Here is a 17,810-nt window from a genome sequence, read left to right as displayed (position 1 = left end):
GGGGCGTGCGCCGTGGCCGCGGAGCACGTCCCACTTTGCATGGTCACGCCGGAGGAAGCGCAGGAGAAAAGCCGGTTATACAACCGATGATGATTAGCGACTGGTAAGTAATACTGATTTGGTGCGAATTCTGTTAAAGAATTACGACATTAGCTAAAAAGCTGCTGGTAGAAGGCCAACTCGGCGGCCAGCGCGGTCACCCGCGTCTCCGTGCGGCGGAAGCCGTGCGACTCGCCCTCGAACGCCAGATACGTGCACGGCACGCCCCGCTCCGACAGCGCGTCCGCGAACGCCGTCGACTGCTCGGGCGGCACCACGGGATCGTCGAGCCCCTGCAGGAGCAGCATGGGGCAGCTCACGCCGTTGACGAGGGCGAGCGGCTCCCTGGAGGCGTACACCTGCGGGTCCTCCGGCCCCACCAGCCACTCCACGTATCGGGACTCGAAGTCGTGGGTGTGCGCCGCGAGGGGCGCGAGCGCGCTGACGCCGAAGTACGACACCCCGCCGGCGAACACGTCGGACCGGCAGCAGGCCGCCATCACGGTCCACCCGCCCGCGCTGCCGCCACGCACCGCGATCCTGCGGGGGTCGGCGAGTCCCTCCGCGGCCAGCCACCGGGCGGCGGCGATCGTGTCGGCCACGTCCACCAGCCCCCACTGCCCCTTCAGCCGCTCGCGGTAGGCCCTGCCGTAGCCGGTCGAGCCGCCGTAGTTGAGGTCGAGCACGCCGATGCCGCGCGAGGTCAGGAACGCCTTCTCCAGGTCGAGCGCGGTGTCGGCGTGCGCGGTCGGCCCGCCGTGCACGAAGATCACGTAGGGTGGCGTGCCCTCGGTCGCCGGGGCGTACGGCGGGTAGAGGAAGGCGGGCGCGGGCGACTCGACCGCGCGGGGAACGGGCAGGAGGGCCCGGTCGGGCAGGCGCGAGAGGTCGCTCTTGAGCGGGCCGGCCGCGCCGGAGGCGACGTCCACGCTGACGACCGACCGGGGGAGCGTGGGGGCGTACCCGATGCCGACCACGGACGTGCCCTCGGCGGCCAGCGCCGCGTCCCACCCGTCGTAGGGCAGCTCGAGGTCGGTGAGCGTGCCCGAGCCGGGGTCCAGCACGCCCAGCCGCAGGTCGCCGCGGCCGTGCAGGACCGCGAGGCGGCCGTCGCCGAGCACGGTGTACGGTTGCCCGCCCAGCCGCCACGGCGGCAGCGTGAACTCCTCCTCGGCGGCGTGGAGCGCTCGGAGCCCGTCGCCGCGCAGGCCGACCTCGTAGAGGTTCCACCAGCCGGAGCAGTCGGAGACCAGGTAGAGGCTGGAGTCGTCCTTCCAGGCCGGGGCCAGCACCGACTCAGCCGGGCCGCCCTTCACCGTCCAGGCGCCGCCGCCCGACAGCCGGGTGACGCGCAGCTCGGTGCCGTCCCAGGGCATGCGCGGGTGGTTCCAGCAGACGTAGGCCAGGTGCCGCCCGTCGGGGGAGAGGGCGGGAGAGGCGTAGAAGTCGCAGCCCGTGGCCCATTCGTGGATCTCGCCGCCGTCCAGCGAGATCGACACGATCGCCCGGGTGACCTTGCCGTCTTCGGTGTGGCGCTCGCGGACGCACCAGACCTGGCCGTCGCGCACCAGCGGTTCCGCGTAGCGGCATCCCTCGTCCGTGATGGGTTTCGGCTCGCCGTAATCGCCCAGAATGTACAGGCGTTGGTCTTTGAAGTTGGCGAAGACCACTTCGCCCCTGGTTGTGATGGCGTACGGTCTGCCGCCGTACTCGTGGACCCTGGTGCGCGCGCTCCACGGTGCCCGCAGCAGGTCACGCTGGGTGCCGTCGGCGTCGCGGCACACGATCGTGGTGCGCCCGCCTTCGTCCGGACGGTCCTCGGTCCACCAGATCCGGCCGTCCTGGGCCGTGGGCCAGCCGGGGCGCACGCCGGAGGCGGCCACGTCTCTGGTCGAGATGGGGGAGGGCCAGAAAGGCATACCCGCATCCTGCCGGAAGATCGGCAAGAGCGTGGGGCGGTCCCCACAGTTCAGGGGCACCCCGCGGGCGCCGGGAGGGACGACGGCAGCTTGAGCCCCGTCTTGCCGAACCACCTGCGCAGCAGCCGCGTGGCCGTGCCGTCGTGCCACATCGCGGCGACCGCCTGGTCGACGGCCTCGCAGGTGGCGGTGTCGCCCTTCTTGATGCCGACTCCCCAGTACTCGTTGCTGACGGGGTCGTTCAGCAGCCGGAAGCGGCCCGGCTCCTGTTCGGCGAACCCCGCCAGGACCAGGTTCTCGGTGCTGACCGCGTCGAGCTGGCCGGCGGCGAGCCTGCGTACGCAGTCGGAGTAGTTGGCCGCGGGCACCAGTTGCATGGGCAGGCTCAGCTTGCCGTTGGGCGGGGGATCGACGATCCGCCGGTACGCGTTCGAGCCCTCCGCCAGGCAGAGCCGCTTGCCCCGCAGGTCGGTCACCTTCTTGATGCTGGTGTCGCTCGCGCGGACCATCGTGTCCTGCGGGGTGACGATGTAGGGCCCGCCGAACGTCACCTTGGGCCGGCGCGACGGGATGACGCTGTAGGTGGCGACGATGAGGTCCACGCTGCCGTTGTGGAGCAGCACCTCACGGGTGGACGAGGGCGACTCGCGCCAGGTGATCTGCACGTGCCGGCCGCGGGCGAGGTACCTGACGATGTACTTGGCCACGTCCACGTCGAAGCCCTCGGGAGGGCCGTCGCCGGTCTTCAGGCCCAGGCTCGGCTGGTCCCACTTGGTGCCGATGACGACCCTGCCGGCGTTCCTGATCTTGTCCACGACGCTGGTGTAGGAGCCCGCACCTCCGCACGCGGCGGCCAATGCCACCACGGCCGCCCCCGCGAGCGCCACCCCACGCATGGAGACAGTCTGGTGGCTGGGCAAACCGTACGGGCCGGACTTGGGGCGGTTTCAACGGAGAAATGGGGCCTTCTTGGAGATTTGCGGAGGTACGGGTGCCATTGCGCCCGTACCTCCGATCACTCCACGGAACGGTCGGGACCCAGCCCGGCGTCCTCGGTGCCCTCGCCCGCGCCCACGCTGACCTCGGCCGAGCCGGGCGCCGCGATCGGGGCGGCGGCCGTCTTGCGGCTGCGCCTGCTGCGCCGCTCCAGCCACGTGGCCAGGAAGCTCAGCGCCATGTTGAGCGCCACGTAGATGATCCCGATGACGATCGCCGCCGGGATGAGCGAGCCGAAGAACGCGGCCGGCAGGATCTTGAAGCCGGTGTTGAGCAGGTCGACGTAGGCGATGATGTAGCCGAGCGCGGTGTCCTTCAGCAGCACCACGAGCTGGCTGACGATCGCCGGCATCATCGCCGTGACGGCCTGCGGCAGCAGTACCAGGCGCATGACCTGGTTCTTGCGCATGCCCACCGCGAAGGCCGCCTCCGACTGGCCGCGCGGCACCGCGTGCACGCCCGCCCTGACCACCTCGGCCAGCACCGAGCCGTTGTAGAGCATCAGGCCGAGCACGACCGCGATGAAGGTGTAGTCGCCGCCCCCCGCCACCGCCGGTGCGAGGTAGAAGATGAAGAAGATCAGCAGCAGCAGCGGGATGGCCCTGAAGACCTCGACCACCACGCCCGCCGGGACGCGGATCCAGGCGTGGTCGGAGAGCCTGGCCAGGCCGAAGACCGCGCCGAACACCAGCGCGAGCACCGCGGCCACCACGGCGGCCTGCAGCGTGCCGAGCAGGCCGGGGAAGATGAAGGTCTCCCACGTCCCCCACTGCAGGAACGGCTGCCAGATCTTGCCTTCCCACTGGCCCTTGGCGTCGAAGCCGCGGTAGACGCCGTACAGGGCGGCGGCAACGGCCACGACGCTGATCACCGTGAGGAGGCCGTTGCGCACCCGCGCGCGCGGCCCGGGGGCGTCGAACAGGACTGTGGTGCTCATCGCGCCACCGCCAGACGCCTGGCCAGCCGGCCGGTGAAGAAGCCGATGGGCAGCGTCACGGCCATGAAGGCGACCACGATGCCGAGGAAGATCGGGATCGACGCGCCGACCTGGTCGAAGGCTTCCTTCATCTTGCTCGCGGAGTCCATGGCGAACCCGCCGGCGGTCGCCACGGTCGTGTTCTTGACCATGGCGATCATCACGCTGCCGAGCGGGGCGATGACCGCGCGGAACGCCTGCGGGAGGATGATCATCCGCAGCGACTGCATGAACGTCAGCCCGATCGCCCTGGCCGCCTCGGCCTGCCCGAGCGGCACCGTGTTGATGCCCGCGCGCAGCGCCTCGCAGACGAAGGCCGCGGTGTAGGCCGACAGGCCCATCGCGACGATCCAGAACGAGTTGGTGGTGGGCACGTCGGAGAAGACGAGCCCGAGCTGGTCGCTGAGGCCGAGCGCGGAGAAGGCCAGCACCAGCGTGAGGGGGGTGTTGCGCACTATGTTGACGTAGATCGTGCCGGCCGCGCGCAGCACCGGCGTGGGGGAAACTCTCATCGCCACCAGGACGGTGCCGAGAATGAGCGAGGCGATAGCGCCCACGATGGAGAGCTTGATGTTCTCCAGGAACCCCAGTGCGAGGTCGGGCGCGTACCTAATCAGATCTTCCATCGTGCTCCACCGCATAGGGGAGCGGCGGCCGGGTCACCGGCCGCCGCCTCTGGCATGATCAGCTGCAACCCTCGGCGGGCGGTGCCGCCTCCGACAACTTCAGGCCCTGAATGCCGCCGAACCACTTCTCCAGCAGCTGCTTCATGGTGCCGTTGTCCCAGAGCGCCTTCACGGCGGTGTTGACGGCCTCACACGTCTTGGTGTCGCCCTTCTTCAGGCCGACGCCGTACTTCTCGTCCGTGAAGCCCTGGCCGAGCACCTTGAAGTTGCCGCCGGCCTGCTTGGCGAAGCCCGCCAGGATCAGGTCGTCGGTGGTGACGGCGTCGAGGTTGCTGCCGGTCAGCTTCTGCACGCACTCGGAGTAGTTGGCCGCGTCGACGGTGGTGGCGTCGATGTCGAGCTTGCCGTCCGGGGGCGGGTCGGTGATCCGCTTGTAGGAGTTGGAGCCGGCCGCCTTGCAGATCTTCTTGCCCTTGAGGTCCTGCGGCGCGTTGATCGCGGTGTCGTCCTTGCGGACCATCACGTCCTGGTGGGCGACGACGTAGGGGCCACCGAAGGTGACCTTGCCCTTGCGCTCCTCGGTGATGGAGTACGTGGCGAAGATGATGTCGACCGTGCCGTTCTGGAGGAACGGCTCGCGGTTGGACGAGGCCGACTCCTTCCAGTTGATCTGCGGGTCCTTGCCGCCGTTGATCTGCTTCAGCACGGCCTTGGCCACGTCGACGTCGAAGCCCTCGGGCCCGTTGGCCGCCTTCAGGCCCAGACTCGGCTGGTCCCACTTGGTGCCGACGACGATCGTGCCGCCGTCCTTGACCTTGTCCACCACGCTGGCGTAAGTCTTGCTCCCGCCGCCGCAAGCGGTCAGACCGGCGGCGAGTGCCGCAATTGAGAGCACTGCTCCCATATGACGCATGTGCATGTATACCTGCCTCAATGATCAGTGCGTGAGGATCTTGGAAAGAAAGTCACGCGCCCGGTCGGTCTGCGCGTTGGTGAAGAACTCGTCGGGGGTGTTCTCCTCCACGATCTGGCCGTCGGCCATGAAAACCACCCTGTTGGCGGCCCTCCGGGCGAAGCCCATCTCGTGGGTGACGACCATCATGGTCATCCCGTCGCGAGCCAGCCCGATCATGACATCGAGCACCTCCTGCACCATCTCGGGGTCCAGAGCGGAGGTCGGCTCGTCGAACAGGATCATCTTCGGCTCCATGGCCAGTGCCCTGGCGATGGCGACACGCTGCTGCTGGCCGCCGGAGAGCTGGGCCGGATACTTGTCCGCCTGCGCCGCGATGCCCACGCGCTCGAGCAACTCCATCGCCCGCTTGTTGGCCGCGTCCTTCGAGACGCCGCGCACCTTGAGCGGACCGAGCGTGACGTTGTCACGGATGGTCTTGTGAGCGAACAGGTTGAACGACTGGAAGACCATGCCGACTTCGGAGCGCAGCTTCGCCAGCCCCTTGCCCTCCTGGGGGAGCACCTGGCCGTCAAAGATGATCTGCCCCTCGCTGATCGTCTCCAGACGGTTGATCGTGCGGCAGAGCGTGGACTTGCCGCCGCCCGAGGGACCGATAACGACCAGCACCTCGCCGCGGGAGACGGTCAGGTTTATGTCCTTCAGGACGTGCAGCGCCCCAAAGTGTTTGTTGACGTTCTCCAACCGTACGAGTGGAGCGTCGTTACCGTTCTCCGTCATGGGTCAAACCGTAAGGGTCTCTAGAACGCTGGTCACTAACCAAGCGGTACCGATCCGATCACATCATGCCACCAAGCTGGCCTTTTAGCGCAGTCGGGACTATGTGGAGCCGGACAGCGACTACCCTTGAACGTGCCATGACTGTGACCCAGGAGGGCGCCCGCACATACGAAGTGCGCACATACGGGTGCCAGATGAACGTGCACGACTCCGAGCGGCTGTCCGGTCTGCTGGAGGACGCCGGCTACGTGCCCGCCACCGAGGGCGAGACCGCCGACGTCGTCGTGTTCAACACGTGCGCCGTGCGGGAGAACGCCGACAACCGTCTCTACGGCAACCTCGGCCATCTCCGGCCCGCCAAGGTGAGCAACCCGCGCATGCAGATCGCGGTGGGCGGCTGCCTGGCGCAGAAGGACCAGGGCGAGATCGTCCGCAAGGCTCCGTGGGTCGACGTGGTCTTCGGCACCCACAACATCGGCTCGCTGCCGGTGCTGCTGGAGCGGGCCCGCATCGAGGGCGAGGCGCAGGTCGAGCTGAAGGAGTCGCTGGAGGTCTTCCCCTCCACGCTGCCCACCAAGCGCGAGTCCGCCTACGCCGCCTGGGTGTCCATCTCGGTCGGCTGCAACAACACGTGCACCTTCTGCATCGTGCCGTCGCTGCGCGGCAAGGAGAAGGACCGCCGCCCCGGCGACATCCTCGCCGAGGTCCAGACGCTGGTCGACCAGGGTGTGCTCGAGGTCACGCTGCTGGGTCAGAACGTCAACACCTACGGCGTCGAGTTCGGCGACCGCCTGGCCTTCGGCAAGCTCCTGCGCTCGTGCGGCACGATCGACGGCCTGGAGCGCGTGCGCTTCACCTCGCCCCACCCGGCGGCCTTCACCGACGACGTCATCGCCGCCATGGCCGAGACGCCCAATGTCATGCACCAGCTCCACATGCCCCTGCAGTCGGGCTCCTCGCGCCTCCTGCGCGCGATGCGCCGCTCCTACCGGGCGGAGCGCTACCTCGGCATCATCGAGCGGGTGCGCGCGGCCATGCCCGACGCGGCCATCTCGACCGACATCATCGTCGGCTTCCCGGGGGAGACCGAAGAGGACTTCCAGGGCACGCTAGACGTGGTCCGCGAGAGCCGCTTCGCCAACGCCTTCACCTTCCAGTACTCCATCCGCCCCGGCACCCCGGCGGCCACCATGCCCGACCAGGTGCCCAAGGAGGTCGTGCAGGAGCGCTACGAGCGGCTCGTGGCCCTGCAGGAGGAGATCTCCTGGGAGGAGAACAAGAGGCAGGTGGGGCGCACGCTGGAGGTGCTGGTCGCCGAGGGCGAGGGCCGCAAGGACGACGCCACCCGCCGCCTGTCGGGCCGCGCCGCCGACAACCGCCTGGTCCACTTCGCGGTCGGCGCCGAGACGCCGCGGCCCGGTGACATGGTCACGGTCGAGGTCACGTACGCGGCCCCGCACCACCTGGTGGCCGACGGTCCGGCGGCGACGGTCCGGCGCACGAGGGCCGGCGACGCCTGGGAGGCCCGCCAGGGCGGAGCGAAGCCCGCGCCGGGGGTTCTGCTGGGCATGCCCACCATCGGCCGCCCGGCCCCTGCCCCCGCCGCCCCTTCCGGAGCCTGCTCGGCGCACTGAACGCCGCCCTGGGCCCGGTCAGCGGGCGAGGCGGTTGAGGTAGGCGTAGCAGGGCTCGCGGCGGAAGTCGTGGAACGTGGCGCAGGGATCGGCCCCTCCCGAGATCGCCGGCGGCGGGTCAGCGCGCCGGTCCGGCTCCGGGGCGGAGCGCACCTCGGGCGGTGCCTGGGGCGTGGGTGAGCTCGCCGGTGGCGGCACGGCCACCTCGTTCCGGGGTGGCGCCGAGCGCTTCGGGGCCGTTCTCGCGGGCGGTGGCGTCGTGGCGACCGAGGCGGGAGGCCGGGTCGTAGGGGTGAGCCGGTCCGGGACTGGTGCCGGAGGGAGCGGCGGGTCGCCGTAGACCGAGGCCAGCGGGCCCGGGTCGAGGGACGGTACGTCGTAGAGCGAGGCCAGGGGGTCCGCCGTGGCCGGCGCACCGGGTGAGGGAACGGCCTGGATCCACGAGAGCTCCTGGAACGATCCAAGCGATTGATCCGGGCTCGGTATCGCGGAAGGAGAATTCGATCTTGGGGTAAGCGGGCTTTTCTGATCGAATTCCGGTGGGCTTTGCGCGGGTGGTTCGGCGGAGTTGGTAAATGCCAGGAATATGCCCGCGATCGCGGTCGCGAGCACCCCGGCGACTCCGGCGACCGGTGCGAGGTGGGCGCGGCGACCTGGGTAAACGGATCCACGGGGGGACATGTCGTGATTCCTTTGTGATTGGTGTGCGAGCATTCATCCGTTGCGGCTAGTGTGGTCCATCACCCGCGGAAGCCGGTTAGCTTTCGCCGATACGACCGCAGGGAGCTGTACCACCATGCGAGATCCGATCGAGCCGGATCGTCACGAGATCCTGTCCGGGCCCGGGGACACCCGCCCGGCGGACAAACCCCCGAAGAGCACGAAGAAGACCATCGCCATCGCCGCTTCGGCGCTCGTCGCCGTGCTCGCGGCGGGCGGCGTCGGCTACATGCTGGCCGCGAACCCCGCCGGCACCGTCCAGCCGGGCGGCGCCCGTCCCGCGCCCGCCCAGAGCACGGCGGGGAACGACGACCTCGGTGGCGACGACGACGCCACCATGGGCGACGTCACCACCGACGCCCCCGACGGCGCCCCCGACGATGGCAGCGTGGGCGACGCCGCCCCCGACCTGGGCACGGGCGACGAGCCCACGGGCAGCGACCGCGGCACGGACTCCTCCACGGGCGGCAAGCGGCCCGCCACGACGTCCCCCGCCAAGCCGGGCCCCACCAAGTCGGCCCCCACCAAGTCGGCGCAGCCGTCCGACGGTGACAACCCCGCCGACGGTCCGGCGGGCGAGCTCAGCGGCCAGTGCTCCAAGAGCGGGTGCTGATCCGGCCTGGTCAAGTGGCTCGGCGTTTATCGGTGGCATTGGACCTACGGCGGGAGCCGCCCCGGTCCGTAGAGTCGCACCATGACGACTGACAGAGCCTCTGCCCTGCGCGCGCTGCACGTGCCGGGAGACCCCGTGATCCTGCCGAACGTCTGGGACGCCGCCTCCGCCCTGGCCGTGCGGGAGGCCGGGTTCCCCGCCGTGGCCACCAGCAGCGCCGCCGTCGCCCGGGTCCTGGGGTACGAGGACGGCGAGCGGACGCCGGTCGGCGAGATGATGGCGGCCGTCGCCCGCATCGCCAGGGTCGTGGACGCGCCCGTCACCGCCGACATCGAGCGCGGCTACGGGCTCAAGCCCGCCGAACTGGTCGAACGCCTGCTCGCCACCGGAGCCGTGGGCTGCAACCTGGAGGACTCCGGCGCCGGCGGGCTGATCGATCCCGGCGAGCAGGCCGACTTCCTGGCCGAGGTCCGGGCCGCGGCGGGTCAGGCGCTGGTGATCAACGCGAGGGTCGACACCTACCTGCTCGGCCCGAAGACGCGCGAGGCGGCGCTGGAGCGCGGGCGGCGGTATCTGGCGGCGGGGGCCGACTGCGTCTACCCGATCATGCTGGCCGACGAGGACGAGATCCGGGCGCTGGTGAGCGAGCTGGGCGCGCCGGTGAACGTCTACGTCCGGCCCGGCGCCGCGGAGCCGGCTCGGCTGGCCGAGCTCGGCGTGGCCCGGATCAGCTTCGGCAGCGGGCTGCACCAAGCTGTTCACGTCTACGCCCAGGGCCTGTTCGCGAAGGTCAGGGCAGGTCGCAGTCCGTACTGAGGGGGCCGCCGCGTACGCTTGCCCCGTGCTTGTCGCCGCGGCCGTCTGCCCGCCCACCCCGCTGATCACGCTCCAGCTCGACGAGCTCCGCTCGGCCTGTCACACGGCGATCGCCGCGCTCCATGACGCCCGTCCCGACGCGCTGATCGTGGTGGGCGGCGCGGACACGGCGGCCGCGTACGGAGGGCAGGCGGCGGGCACCCTCCGCCCGTGGGGGATCGACGTCACGGCCGGCGGCGAGGACCCCGTGCTCCCGCTGTCCCTGACCGTGGGCCGCTGGCTGCTGGGCGACCGTGCCCCGGACGGCTTCCGGTCCGTCGCGCTCGACGCGCCGAGCGCCGAATGCCTCCTGTCGGGCGAAAAACTAGGAAAAATCGCGCAAAAGGTGGCGTTGCTGGTCATGGCCGACGGCTCCGCCTGCCTCAGCCCGAGGGCTCCCGGCAAGTACGACGAGGCCGCGGGCCCGTACAACCACCTGATCGCGAACGCCGTCGCCCAGGCCGACCCCGGCGCCCTCGCCGCCCTCGACCCCGCGCAGGCGGACCGGCTGTGGGTCGGCGGGCGGGCCGCCCTCCAGGTGCTGGCCGGCGCGGCCGGCACGCAGAGGTACGAGGGCCGCCTGCTCATGGAGACGGCCCCGTACGGCGTGGGCTACGTCGCCGGCCTGTGGACCTGACGCTTCGGCACCGGGATCTTCATCAGGTCGCGGGCGAGCACGACCTCCCCGTCGAAGTGCCGGCGCACCTCCGCCACGAAGGCGGGCTCGTCGGCGAACCCGTAGCGCTCGGAGAAGTGCGTCAGCACCAGCCGCCGCACCCCCGCGTCCGCCGCCACCAGCCCCGCCTCGAACGCCGTCAGATGCCCGTACTCCTTGGCCAGCGCGCTCTCCGACGACAGGAACGTGCACTCGATCACCAGCAGGTCCACGCCCGAGGCCAGCTCGAACACGGTGTCGCAGAGCCGCGTGTCCATGACGAACGCCGCGCTCTGCCCCGGCCTGGGTACGCTGCACCGGTCGAGCGTCACCCCGCGCACGGAGCCGGTGCGCTGGAGCTCGCCGACCTCCGGGCCGCGGATGCCGTACGCGGCCAGCCGGTCGGGCAGCATCGTGCGGCCGGCCGGCTCCTGGACGCGGTAGCCGTAGGACTCGACCGGGTGGGACAAGCGGCGCGCGGTCAGTGCGCCGACGGTGGCCAGGTCGCCGGAGAGCGGGTGCTCGGAGATCACCGAGGTGTCGGCGAAGGCGGCGGCGTGGCGGAGCCTGCGCCAGTATTCGGTGCCGGAGCCGGGGAAGACGGCGCGCACCGGATGCCTGACCCTGTCACGCGCGATGCGCTGCACGACCCCGGGCACGCCCAGGCAGTGGTCGCCGTGGAAGTGCGTGACGCAGATCCAGTGCACGTCGTTCGCGCTCACCCCGGCGTGCAGCATCTGCCGCTGGGTGCCCTCGCCTGGGTCGAAAAGGAAGCCTTGTCCATCCCAGCGCAGAAGGTAACCGTTGTGGTTACGGTGTCGGGTAGGAACCGCGCTGGAAGTGCCCAGCACCACCAACTCACGTGAGGACATGATGACCACAGTCGCGTTCGCCGAAGTGCCGACGCCGGTCGGGCCGTTCGTGCTGGCCGTCACCGAGGTCGGGCTCGTCGCGTCGGGCTGGAGGTCCCGGCCGCGGCTGGACGAGCGGCTCGCCCTGGCTGAAGTCCATGATTCGGATCGTACGGCCTTCGTGGTCTCCGAGCTGAGTGCTTATTTCGCCGGTGAGCTGAAGACCTTCGAGACGCCGGTGGACTGGCGGCTGATGTCCGGCTCGCGGCTGCGGGTGCTCCAGACGCTGCACGAGGTCCCGTACGGCACCGCCGTCACGTACGGCGAACTGGCCACGCGCAGCGGCTCCAGCGTGCCCGCCCGCGGCATCGGCTCGATCATGGGGTCCAACCCCATCCCCATCATCGTGCCCTGCCACCGCGTGATCGCGGGCAACGGCCTGGGCGGGTTCAGCGGCGGCGAGGGCGTGGAGACCAAGCGCTGGCTGCTCACCCACGAGGGGTACCTGCAGCCGACACTCCTCGATCTCTAGCAAACTTGTTCTCGTGCGTCAGCAGCCAGTCATCGCCGTCGTGGGCCCCACGGCGGCCGGAAAGTCCGACCTCGCCGTGGACATCGCGCTCCGCCTCGGAGGCGAGTGCGTCAACGCCGACTCCATGCAGCTCTACCGCGGCATGGACATCGGCACGGCCAAGCTCACCCCCGCCGAGCAGCGCGGCGTCCCGCACCACCTGCTGGACGTCTGGGACGTCACGGTCACGGCCAGCGTGGCCGAATACCAGAAGCTGGCCAGGGAGGTCATCGACTCCGTCGCGGTGCCCGTGCTGGTCGGCGGCAGCGGCCTGTACGTGCGGGCGGCCATCGACGAGCTGGAGTTCCCCGGCACCGACCCGGAGATCAGGGCCAGGCTGGAGTGCGAGCTGGCCGAGCGCGGCCCCGCCCCGCTCCACGAGCGCCTGCGCGACCTCGACCCGGTGGCCGCGGCGGCGATCCTGCCGAGCAACGGCCGCCGCATCGTCCGCGCGCTGGAGGTGATCGAGCACTCCGGCCGCCCGTTCTCGGCCACCATGCCCGGCTACGACGCCGTCTACCCGAGCGTGCAGATCGGCCTCGAGGTGCCCAGGCCGGAGCTGGACGAGCGGATCGCGCTCAGGGTCGAGCGCATGTGGCGGGCGGGCCTGGTCGAGGAGGTGCGGGGGCTGCTCGGGCAGGGCCTGGCCGAGGGCCGTACGGCGAGCCGTGCCCTCGGATACGCCCAGGTCATCCGCTTTCTGGAGGGGGAGTGGAGCGAGGAGCAGGCGATCGAGGAGACCGTCAGGACCACCAGGCGCTTCGCCCGCCGCCAGGAGTCGTGGTTCCGCCGCGATCCCCGGGTGCGCTGGCTGCCGTACGACGCGCCTGATCTGCTTGAGAGGTCCCTGGCGCTGATCTCCGCAAACCCGTTCGCATAAGCTTGCAAGATGCGGTTTCTTAAGGGGCACGGCACCGAGAACGACTTCGTCATCCTTCCCGACCCTGGCGGAGAGACAGGCGTGACCGCCTCGCTCGTCGCCAAGATCTGCGACAGGAGAGCCGGCCTAGGGGCTGACGGCGTGCTGGTGGTGACGCGCACCAAGGAGAGCCTTGAGGTGGCCGAGCACGCCGCCGTGGCCGAGTGGTTCATGGACTACCGCAACGCCGACGGCAGCGTGGCCGAGATGTGCGGCAACGGCGTGCGCGTGTTCGCCCGCTACCTGCTCGACGAGGGTCTGGAGAAGCCCGGCGAGTTCATGCTGGCCACCAGGGGCGGCGTACGCAGGGTCCTCGTCGAGCCCAACGGCGACATCACCGTCGACATGGGCAAGCCCGTCGTGCGCGGCGAGAGCTGGGCCACCGTCGGCGGCCAGGAATACACGGGGCTCCACGTCGACATGGGCAACCCCCACCTGGCCTGCGCCATCGGCGACCCCGTCGCCCAGCTCGACCTCCACTACCAGCCGGGCTTCGACCCCGGCGTCTTCCCCGCCGGGGTCAACATCGAGCTGTTCAACCCCGTCGGCATCAGCCGCGCGGTCATGCGCGTCCACGAGCGCGGCTGCGGCGAGACCCGCTCCTGCGGCACCGGCACGGTGGCCACGGCGGTCGCCGCCGCGGCCCTGTCGGGCGAGACCACCGGCACCTGGACGATCGAGGTGCCCGGCGGCACGCTGACCGTCGTCCTGGACGAGGAGACGAGCTACCTTTCCGGCCCCGCGGTCATCGTGGCCCGGGGCGAGCTGATGCTTGCAGAATAATGTTCTCTTGAGGGATGCTGGGTCCACTTCGCGAACTGAGAGGTGGACCATGGCTGACCCACGCACCACCGCGAGGCAGGTCAAAGCGGCGATCGGCCAGTACGGCGGCGGGTTCATGATCTCCAGAGAGGCCAAGGCCGTCTGCGAGGAGTACGGCCTCGGCGCCCGCGAGTTCTACTTCCGGGGGCGCTGCGGCGTGCTCGGCGAATGCGACGCCGACGTCGTCAATTCGGTCGCCGTTTTCTTCCCGCCCGACCACGTCGAGCAGAGCTGGAACGGCGGCCGCAAGCTCCCCGTCGACCAGGCCGTCGAGCTGTACGCCGAGGTCTGCGGGGCCTGGGGGCGGCGCAAACTTGGCGGCTACGAGGGCTGCGCGCGGCTCGCGGAGCTGCTCCAGCCGGTCGTCGATGCCGCCCCGTGCGCGGGCGTCCCGCTGTTCGCGGGCTGGCGGGCCGTGCCGCTGCCCGACGACCCGCCCGCGCGGGCCGTACAGCTCATGCACGTCGTACGCGAGCTGCGCGGCGGACTGCACGCCAACGCCGTGATCGCGGCCGGCCTGCACCCGCTGGAGGCCACGCTCGCGAGCGGCCACGACGCGACCCCGTTCGGGGCCACCACGGGAGAGATGATCGCCAAGTTCTTCCAGTGGCCGGAGCCGTACGCCACGCCGGGCCCGGAGGTCGTGGCGCGCCGCGCCGCGGTGGAGGAGACGACGGACGACCTGATGGCATCGGCATTTTCGGTCCTTGACAGCAGCGAAACGGACGAGCTGATCGGCCTTCTGCGTTTTGGGGACGCTCGTTGACCTGGCAGACTGGCTCCCCATGGACGTGGACATCTGGGCCTGGGTCGGCGAAACCCAGCAGCAGCTTTCCGAGGCGGGCAACGTTGGCCTCGCCATGGCGCTGGGAGACCTCCCCGCACAGGCCTATGAGGGCCGATATCCGCAGCTCGACGTCATGGCCCCGGCCATCGCGCAGCAGGCCGAGGCCCTTGAGCTGCCCTGGCTCGAGTTCTACGCCCGCTACTGGCATCTGATCGGCCGCATCGGCGACCGGGCCCAGGGCGCGGTCGCCGTGGACGACGCGCAGCAGCTGCTGGCGTTCGCCCAGCGCGAAGACGTACGCGACTGCCCGGCCGCCCCGGCGGCCGTCGAGGCCCTCGCCATCGCCTGGGCCAACACCGACGGCCCCGGCTACGCGAGCGAGCGCCTGGAGGCGCTGGGGGCGCACATCGAGGGCATGAGCCCGGAGAAGCCCGCCTTCACGGGCCTGGTCACCGAATACGTCGCCGCGCTCATCGACGCCGGCAAGGCGGGCGAGGCCGTGACCTACGCCGAGTCCGCCGTCGAGCGGCTGCGGGTCGCGGGCCGCGAGGCCAGCTGGGAGCTCGGCGCCGAGAGCGCCCGCGCGCTGCTCGCCGCGGGCCGCGCCGAGGACGCCCTCAACGCGCTGCAGGCCGCGGCCGAGTTCCAGGCCGACGACCCGGTGGCCAAGGAGCACCGCGACGGCGTGCGCCGGGCCCTGATCCTCGCCACGCTCGGCCGCACCGCCGAGGCCGTGGACGCGCTGCCCGACCTCGACGTGGTCGGCGAGCACCCGCGCGTGTTCGTGGAGTGGTCGCAGGCGGTCAGCAAGCTGGCCGGCTCGTCCCAGATCACCAACACCTGGCAGCTCGGCCGCGTGCTGCGCCAGTGGATCGACTACTTCGGCATGATGGGCGGCTACCGCGCCCGCGTCGAGCTCGCGCTGGTCGCCGGCGACCTGGCCATCGCCAGGCAGGGTGTGTGGCAGGCCAGGCTGCTGGCCGACCTGACCGAGTCCGCCGCCGCCGAGCTGCGCGAGACCGAGGGTGTCGCCGACCGGGTCGCCGCTCTGCGGGCCGCCGCCGACGCCACCTCCGAGCCCGAGGCCCCGGGCCCGCTCGGCGAGCGCGTCGGCCTCTTCGACGCCGCCGACGGCTTCAACGCCGACCCGGAGCGGTGGGTCGGCTGGCTGGCGCCGCTGTCCGGGGAGGACCTGGAGGCCACCCGCCGCCACACCACCACGCTCGGCTTCCTCGGCTACCCCGCCACCGGCGCCGACATCTACTGGAAGATGCTGGTCGACACCGGCGACATCGCCGGCGCCGACTCCGACGACGTGGCCTACCTGACCACGCTGCTCGTCGAGGCCCGCCAGGACGAGCGGCTGGAGCAGATGGCCGCGATGCTGCCGCACGCCGCCCAGCACCTCACGCTGGCCCGGCTGCACAGCGCCCGCGAGCGCTGGGAGGAGACGGTGGAGGCCGCCGAGCACGCCGTCGCGGCCGGCGCCGGGATCGAGGCCCGCCGCCTGCTGTCCGGCGCCGCCCAGCAGCTCGACGCCAACTCCAGGGCCGCGGAGGTGCTGCTGGAGGTGATCGACGAGCTTGTCGACGAGGACGTCTGGCGCATGATCGTCATGGCCACCTCGGCGGAGGACTGGGACACCGTACGCAAGGGCGCGGCCAAGATCGGCATGCCGATCAAGTCCAAGGAGGGCCCGATCGAGGAGGAGATGGGCCTCATCCGGCTCATCCTCCCCGCGCCCGACGGAGGCCAGCGCCAGGTGCTGTCCATCCGCACCGGCCCCGCCACGGCCCGGCTCGCCCTGCCCCAGCCGCGCGGCATGGACTACAACGCCGGCGACCTGGTCGTCTTCGACCCGCAGCTCCTGGAGCCGGTGCCCGACGACCCGCAGGAGCAGCAGAACTTCGTGCCGCCGTTCGCCGCGGTGCGCATCCTGCGGCCCGGCGGCTACACCAGCTACTTCTTCGACGGCGCCGCGCCGAGCGAGGAGGACTGGGCGGAGTTCACCGAGGTCATGGCCGAGCGCGGCTGGCCCATGTGGGTCTACAGCGACGAGAACTACACCATCACCCACCCGAGCTCGGGCGAGGCGCTGCCCGGGGTGTTCGGCTGGGTCGCGGTCCCGCCGAACGTGTCGGCCTCCGAGGTCGACGCGCTGCTCGACGACGCCACGGAGCGGTGGGTGCACCCGCTGGCCTGGCTCGACCTGGCCCGCGAGATCGACGTCGAGGTCGAGCGGCACGAGCGGATCGTCAAGGAATACGGCCTCTGACGGCTGCGTCCCGGACCACGGAAGGGCATCACCCGCGCGTGGTGCCCTTTCCCGGGAAGTGGCGCGTGTAGGTGAGCGGGAAGGCGGGATGTGACGTGCTGGAGCGGTTCGCGCTCGACGGCAAGGTGGCCATCGTCACCGGCGCGTCCTCGGGGCTGGGTGTCGCGTTCGCCCGCGGTCTCGCGGAGGCCGGCGCCGACGTCGTGATCGGAGCCCGGCGTGCCGACCGCCTGGAGGAGACGCAGCGGCTGGTCGAGGAGACCGGCCGCCGGTGCCTGGCCGTGCAGACGGACGTGGCGCGCCCGGAGGACTGCGACGCGCTGGTGGCCGCCGCCGTTGACGCCATGGGCGCCGTGGACGTGCTGATCAACAACGCCGGCATCGGCACCGCCGTGCCCGCGCTGCGGGAGACGCCCGAGGAGTTCCGGCAGGTCATCGACGTCAACCTGCTCGGCACGTACTGGATGGCCCAGGCATGCGCACGCGTGATGCGGCCCGGCTCGTCGATCGTGAACATCGGCAGCATCCTCGGCGAGACCACGGCCGGGCTGCCCCAGGCCGCCTACAGCGCCTCGAAGGCGGCGATCATCGGCCTCACCAGGGACCTCGCGCAGCAGTGGACCGGCCGGCGCGGCATCCGGGTCAACTGCCTGGAGCCGGGGTTCTTCCATTCGGAGATGACCGAGCAGTTCAAGCCCGGCTACGTGGAGGCGGTCGTCGAGTCCAGGGTGGTGATGAAGCGGCCGGGCGATCCGGCGGAACTGGTGGCCGCGGCGGTCTTCCTGGCCGGCGACGCGGCCTCGTACATCACCGGGGTGACGCTTCCGGTGGACGGCGGAGTGCTGCTCACCTGACGCGG

General features: G+C 70.9%; 18 protein-coding genes. 10 read left to right on the top strand and 8 right to left on the bottom strand.

From position 1 onward, the window contains the following. Nucleotides 1–149 precede the first annotated feature (149 nt). The 6 genes from AB0J87_RS21500 to AB0J87_RS21475 all read right to left on the bottom strand — a co-directional run bounded on the left by AB0J87_RS21500 (nucleotide 150) and on the right by AB0J87_RS21475 (nucleotide 6,249). Complete coding sequence (locus AB0J87_RS21500; protein ID WP_363967569.1) at nucleotides 150–1,958, bottom strand: prolyl oligopeptidase family serine peptidase; 1,809 nt, start codon at nucleotides 1,956–1,958, stop codon at nucleotides 150–152. Between the two features lie 50 nt (nucleotides 1,959–2,008). Next, entirely contained in the window at nucleotides 2,009–2,854 is an 846-nt protein-coding gene (locus tag AB0J87_RS21495; protein ID WP_363967567.1) for a glutamate ABC transporter substrate-binding protein, read from the bottom strand. Nucleotides 2,855–2,973: 119 nt separating this feature from the next. Beyond that, nucleotides 2,974–3,891, bottom strand: coding sequence for an amino acid ABC transporter permease (locus AB0J87_RS21490; RefSeq protein WP_363967565.1), 918 nt, complete (start codon nucleotides 3,889–3,891; stop codon nucleotides 2,974–2,976). Further along, nucleotides 3,888–4,556 carry an amino acid ABC transporter permease gene (locus tag AB0J87_RS21485; protein ID WP_363967563.1) on the bottom strand — a complete coding sequence of 223 codons (669 nt, stop codon included), beginning with the start codon at nucleotides 4,554–4,556 and terminating at the stop codon, nucleotides 3,888–3,890. Before AB0J87_RS21485 ends, AB0J87_RS21490 begins: the two co-directional genes overlap by 4 nt. 58 nt (nucleotides 4,557–4,614) lie before the next feature. Then, the gene (locus tag AB0J87_RS21480) at nucleotides 4,615–5,460 is read right to left on the bottom strand and encodes a glutamate ABC transporter substrate-binding protein (RefSeq protein WP_363967561.1); all 846 of its coding nucleotides are present in this window, start codon (nucleotides 5,458–5,460) and stop codon (nucleotides 4,615–4,617) included. A 33-nt stretch (nucleotides 5,461–5,493) separates the two neighbouring features. After that, entirely contained in the window at nucleotides 5,494–6,249 is a 756-nt protein-coding gene (locus AB0J87_RS21475; RefSeq protein ID WP_192791054.1) for an amino acid ABC transporter ATP-binding protein, read from the bottom strand. 137 nt (nucleotides 6,250–6,386) lie between these two features. Here AB0J87_RS21475 and miaB point away from each other — a divergent pair, with 137 nt between their 5' ends. Then, nucleotides 6,387–7,883, top strand: a complete 1,497-nt coding sequence (miaB, locus tag AB0J87_RS21470; protein WP_363967559.1) for a tRNA (N6-isopentenyl adenosine(37)-C2)-methylthiotransferase MiaB — start codon at nucleotides 6,387–6,389, stop codon at nucleotides 7,881–7,883. A gap of 18 nt (nucleotides 7,884–7,901) precedes the next feature. Here the strand turns inward: miaB and AB0J87_RS21465 are convergent, their stop codons facing one another. After that, a complete protein-coding gene (locus AB0J87_RS21465; RefSeq protein ID WP_363967557.1) occupies nucleotides 7,902–8,081 on the bottom strand; it encodes a hypothetical protein in 180 nt (59 codons plus the stop codon). A 598-nt stretch (nucleotides 8,082–8,679) separates the two neighbouring features. Between AB0J87_RS21465 and AB0J87_RS21460 the strand changes: the two genes are divergently transcribed. From AB0J87_RS21460 to AB0J87_RS21450, 3 genes are all read left to right on the top strand, one after another. After that, nucleotides 8,680–9,216, top strand: a complete 537-nt coding sequence (locus AB0J87_RS21460) for a hypothetical protein (RefSeq protein WP_363967555.1) — start codon at nucleotides 8,680–8,682, stop codon at nucleotides 9,214–9,216. A gap of 81 nt (nucleotides 9,217–9,297) precedes the next feature. After that, complete coding sequence (locus AB0J87_RS21455) at nucleotides 9,298–10,032, top strand: isocitrate lyase/phosphoenolpyruvate mutase family protein (RefSeq protein WP_363967553.1); 735 nt, start codon at nucleotides 9,298–9,300, stop codon at nucleotides 10,030–10,032. Nucleotides 10,033–10,057: 25 nt separating this feature from the next. After that, nucleotides 10,058–10,708, top strand: coding sequence for a hypothetical protein (locus tag AB0J87_RS21450; protein ID WP_363967551.1), 651 nt, complete (start codon nucleotides 10,058–10,060; stop codon nucleotides 10,706–10,708). Here the strand turns inward: AB0J87_RS21450 and AB0J87_RS21445 are convergent. Further along, complete coding sequence (locus AB0J87_RS21445; RefSeq protein WP_363967549.1) at nucleotides 10,684–11,598, bottom strand: ribonuclease Z; 915 nt, start codon at nucleotides 11,596–11,598, stop codon at nucleotides 10,684–10,686. The two genes, AB0J87_RS21450 and AB0J87_RS21445, sit on opposite strands and share 25 nt — an antisense overlap. Here AB0J87_RS21445 and AB0J87_RS21440 point away from each other — a divergent pair. The 6 genes from AB0J87_RS21440 (at nucleotide 11,597) to AB0J87_RS21415 (ending at nucleotide 17,805) form a co-directional block, all read left to right on the top strand. Beyond that, nucleotides 11,597–12,109, top strand: coding sequence for a methylated-DNA--[protein]-cysteine S-methyltransferase (locus AB0J87_RS21440; protein ID WP_363967547.1), 513 nt, complete (start codon nucleotides 11,597–11,599; stop codon nucleotides 12,107–12,109). The two genes, AB0J87_RS21445 and AB0J87_RS21440, sit on opposite strands and share 2 nt — an antisense overlap. A 13-nt stretch (nucleotides 12,110–12,122) precedes the next feature. Then, nucleotides 12,123–13,028, top strand: a complete 906-nt coding sequence (gene miaA / locus AB0J87_RS21435) for a tRNA (adenosine(37)-N6)-dimethylallyltransferase MiaA (RefSeq protein ID WP_363967545.1) — start codon at nucleotides 12,123–12,125, stop codon at nucleotides 13,026–13,028. 9 nt (nucleotides 13,029–13,037) lie between these two features. Then, nucleotides 13,038–13,850, top strand: coding sequence for a diaminopimelate epimerase (dapF, locus tag AB0J87_RS21430; protein ID WP_363967543.1), 813 nt, complete (start codon nucleotides 13,038–13,040; stop codon nucleotides 13,848–13,850). Nucleotides 13,851–13,899: 49 nt separating this feature from the next. Continuing rightward, nucleotides 13,900–14,655: a hypothetical protein gene (locus AB0J87_RS21425; protein ID WP_363967542.1), complete on the top strand. Its 756-nt coding sequence runs from the start codon at nucleotides 13,900–13,902 to the stop codon at nucleotides 14,653–14,655. A 19-nt stretch (nucleotides 14,656–14,674) separates the two neighbouring features. Continuing rightward, nucleotides 14,675–16,951, top strand: coding sequence for a tetratricopeptide repeat protein (locus AB0J87_RS21420; RefSeq protein WP_363967540.1), 2,277 nt, complete (start codon nucleotides 14,675–14,677; stop codon nucleotides 16,949–16,951). Between the two features lie 95 nt (nucleotides 16,952–17,046). Continuing rightward, nucleotides 17,047–17,805, top strand: a complete 759-nt coding sequence (locus tag AB0J87_RS21415; protein WP_363967538.1) for a glucose 1-dehydrogenase — start codon at nucleotides 17,047–17,049, stop codon at nucleotides 17,803–17,805. Nucleotides 17,806–17,810: the final 5 nt, after the last annotated feature.

The sequence above is a fragment of the Nonomuraea sp. NPDC049625 genome, assembly GCF_040675285.1.
Classification (GTDB): domain Bacteria; phylum Actinomycetota; class Actinomycetes; order Streptosporangiales; family Streptosporangiaceae; genus Nonomuraea; species Nonomuraea angiospora_A.
The sequence above is the reverse complement of the archived record's forward strand: the minus strand, read 5'-3'. Positions and strand labels throughout refer to the sequence as shown.

Coding starts and splice junctions, on each gene's coding strand:
- AB0J87_RS21480 (WP_363967561.1), bottom strand. CDS start 5,460: ATGGGAGCAGTGCTCTCAATTGCGGCACTCGCCGCCGGTCTGACCGCT.
- dapF (WP_363967543.1), top strand. CDS start 13,038: ATGCGGTTTCTTAAGGGGCACGGCACCGAGAACGACTTCGTCATCCTT.
- AB0J87_RS21460 (WP_363967555.1), top strand. CDS start 8,680: ATGCGAGATCCGATCGAGCCGGATCGTCACGAGATCCTGTCCGGGCCC.
- AB0J87_RS21485 (WP_363967563.1), bottom strand. CDS start 4,556: ATGGAAGATCTGATTAGGTACGCGCCCGACCTCGCACTGGGGTTCCTG.
- AB0J87_RS21455 (WP_363967553.1), top strand. CDS start 9,298: ATGACGACTGACAGAGCCTCTGCCCTGCGCGCGCTGCACGTGCCGGGA.
- AB0J87_RS21420 (WP_363967540.1), top strand. CDS start 14,675: ATGGACGTGGACATCTGGGCCTGGGTCGGCGAAACCCAGCAGCAGCTT.
- AB0J87_RS21500 (WP_363967569.1), bottom strand. CDS start 1,958: ATGCCTTTCTGGCCCTCCCCCATCTCGACCAGAGACGTGGCCGCCTCC.
- AB0J87_RS21425 (WP_363967542.1), top strand. CDS start 13,900: ATGGCTGACCCACGCACCACCGCGAGGCAGGTCAAAGCGGCGATCGGC.
- AB0J87_RS21445 (WP_363967549.1), bottom strand. CDS start 11,598: ATGTCCTCACGTGAGTTGGTGGTGCTGGGCACTTCCAGCGCGGTTCCT.
- AB0J87_RS21490 (WP_363967565.1), bottom strand. CDS start 3,891: ATGAGCACCACAGTCCTGTTCGACGCCCCCGGGCCGCGCGCGCGGGTG.
- AB0J87_RS21475 (WP_192791054.1), bottom strand. CDS start 6,249: ATGACGGAGAACGGTAACGACGCTCCACTCGTACGGTTGGAGAACGTC.
- AB0J87_RS21495 (WP_363967567.1), bottom strand. CDS start 2,854: ATGCGTGGGGTGGCGCTCGCGGGGGCGGCCGTGGTGGCATTGGCCGCC.
- miaB (WP_363967559.1), top strand. CDS start 6,387: ATGACTGTGACCCAGGAGGGCGCCCGCACATACGAAGTGCGCACATAC.
- AB0J87_RS21440 (WP_363967547.1), top strand. CDS start 11,597: ATGATGACCACAGTCGCGTTCGCCGAAGTGCCGACGCCGGTCGGGCCG.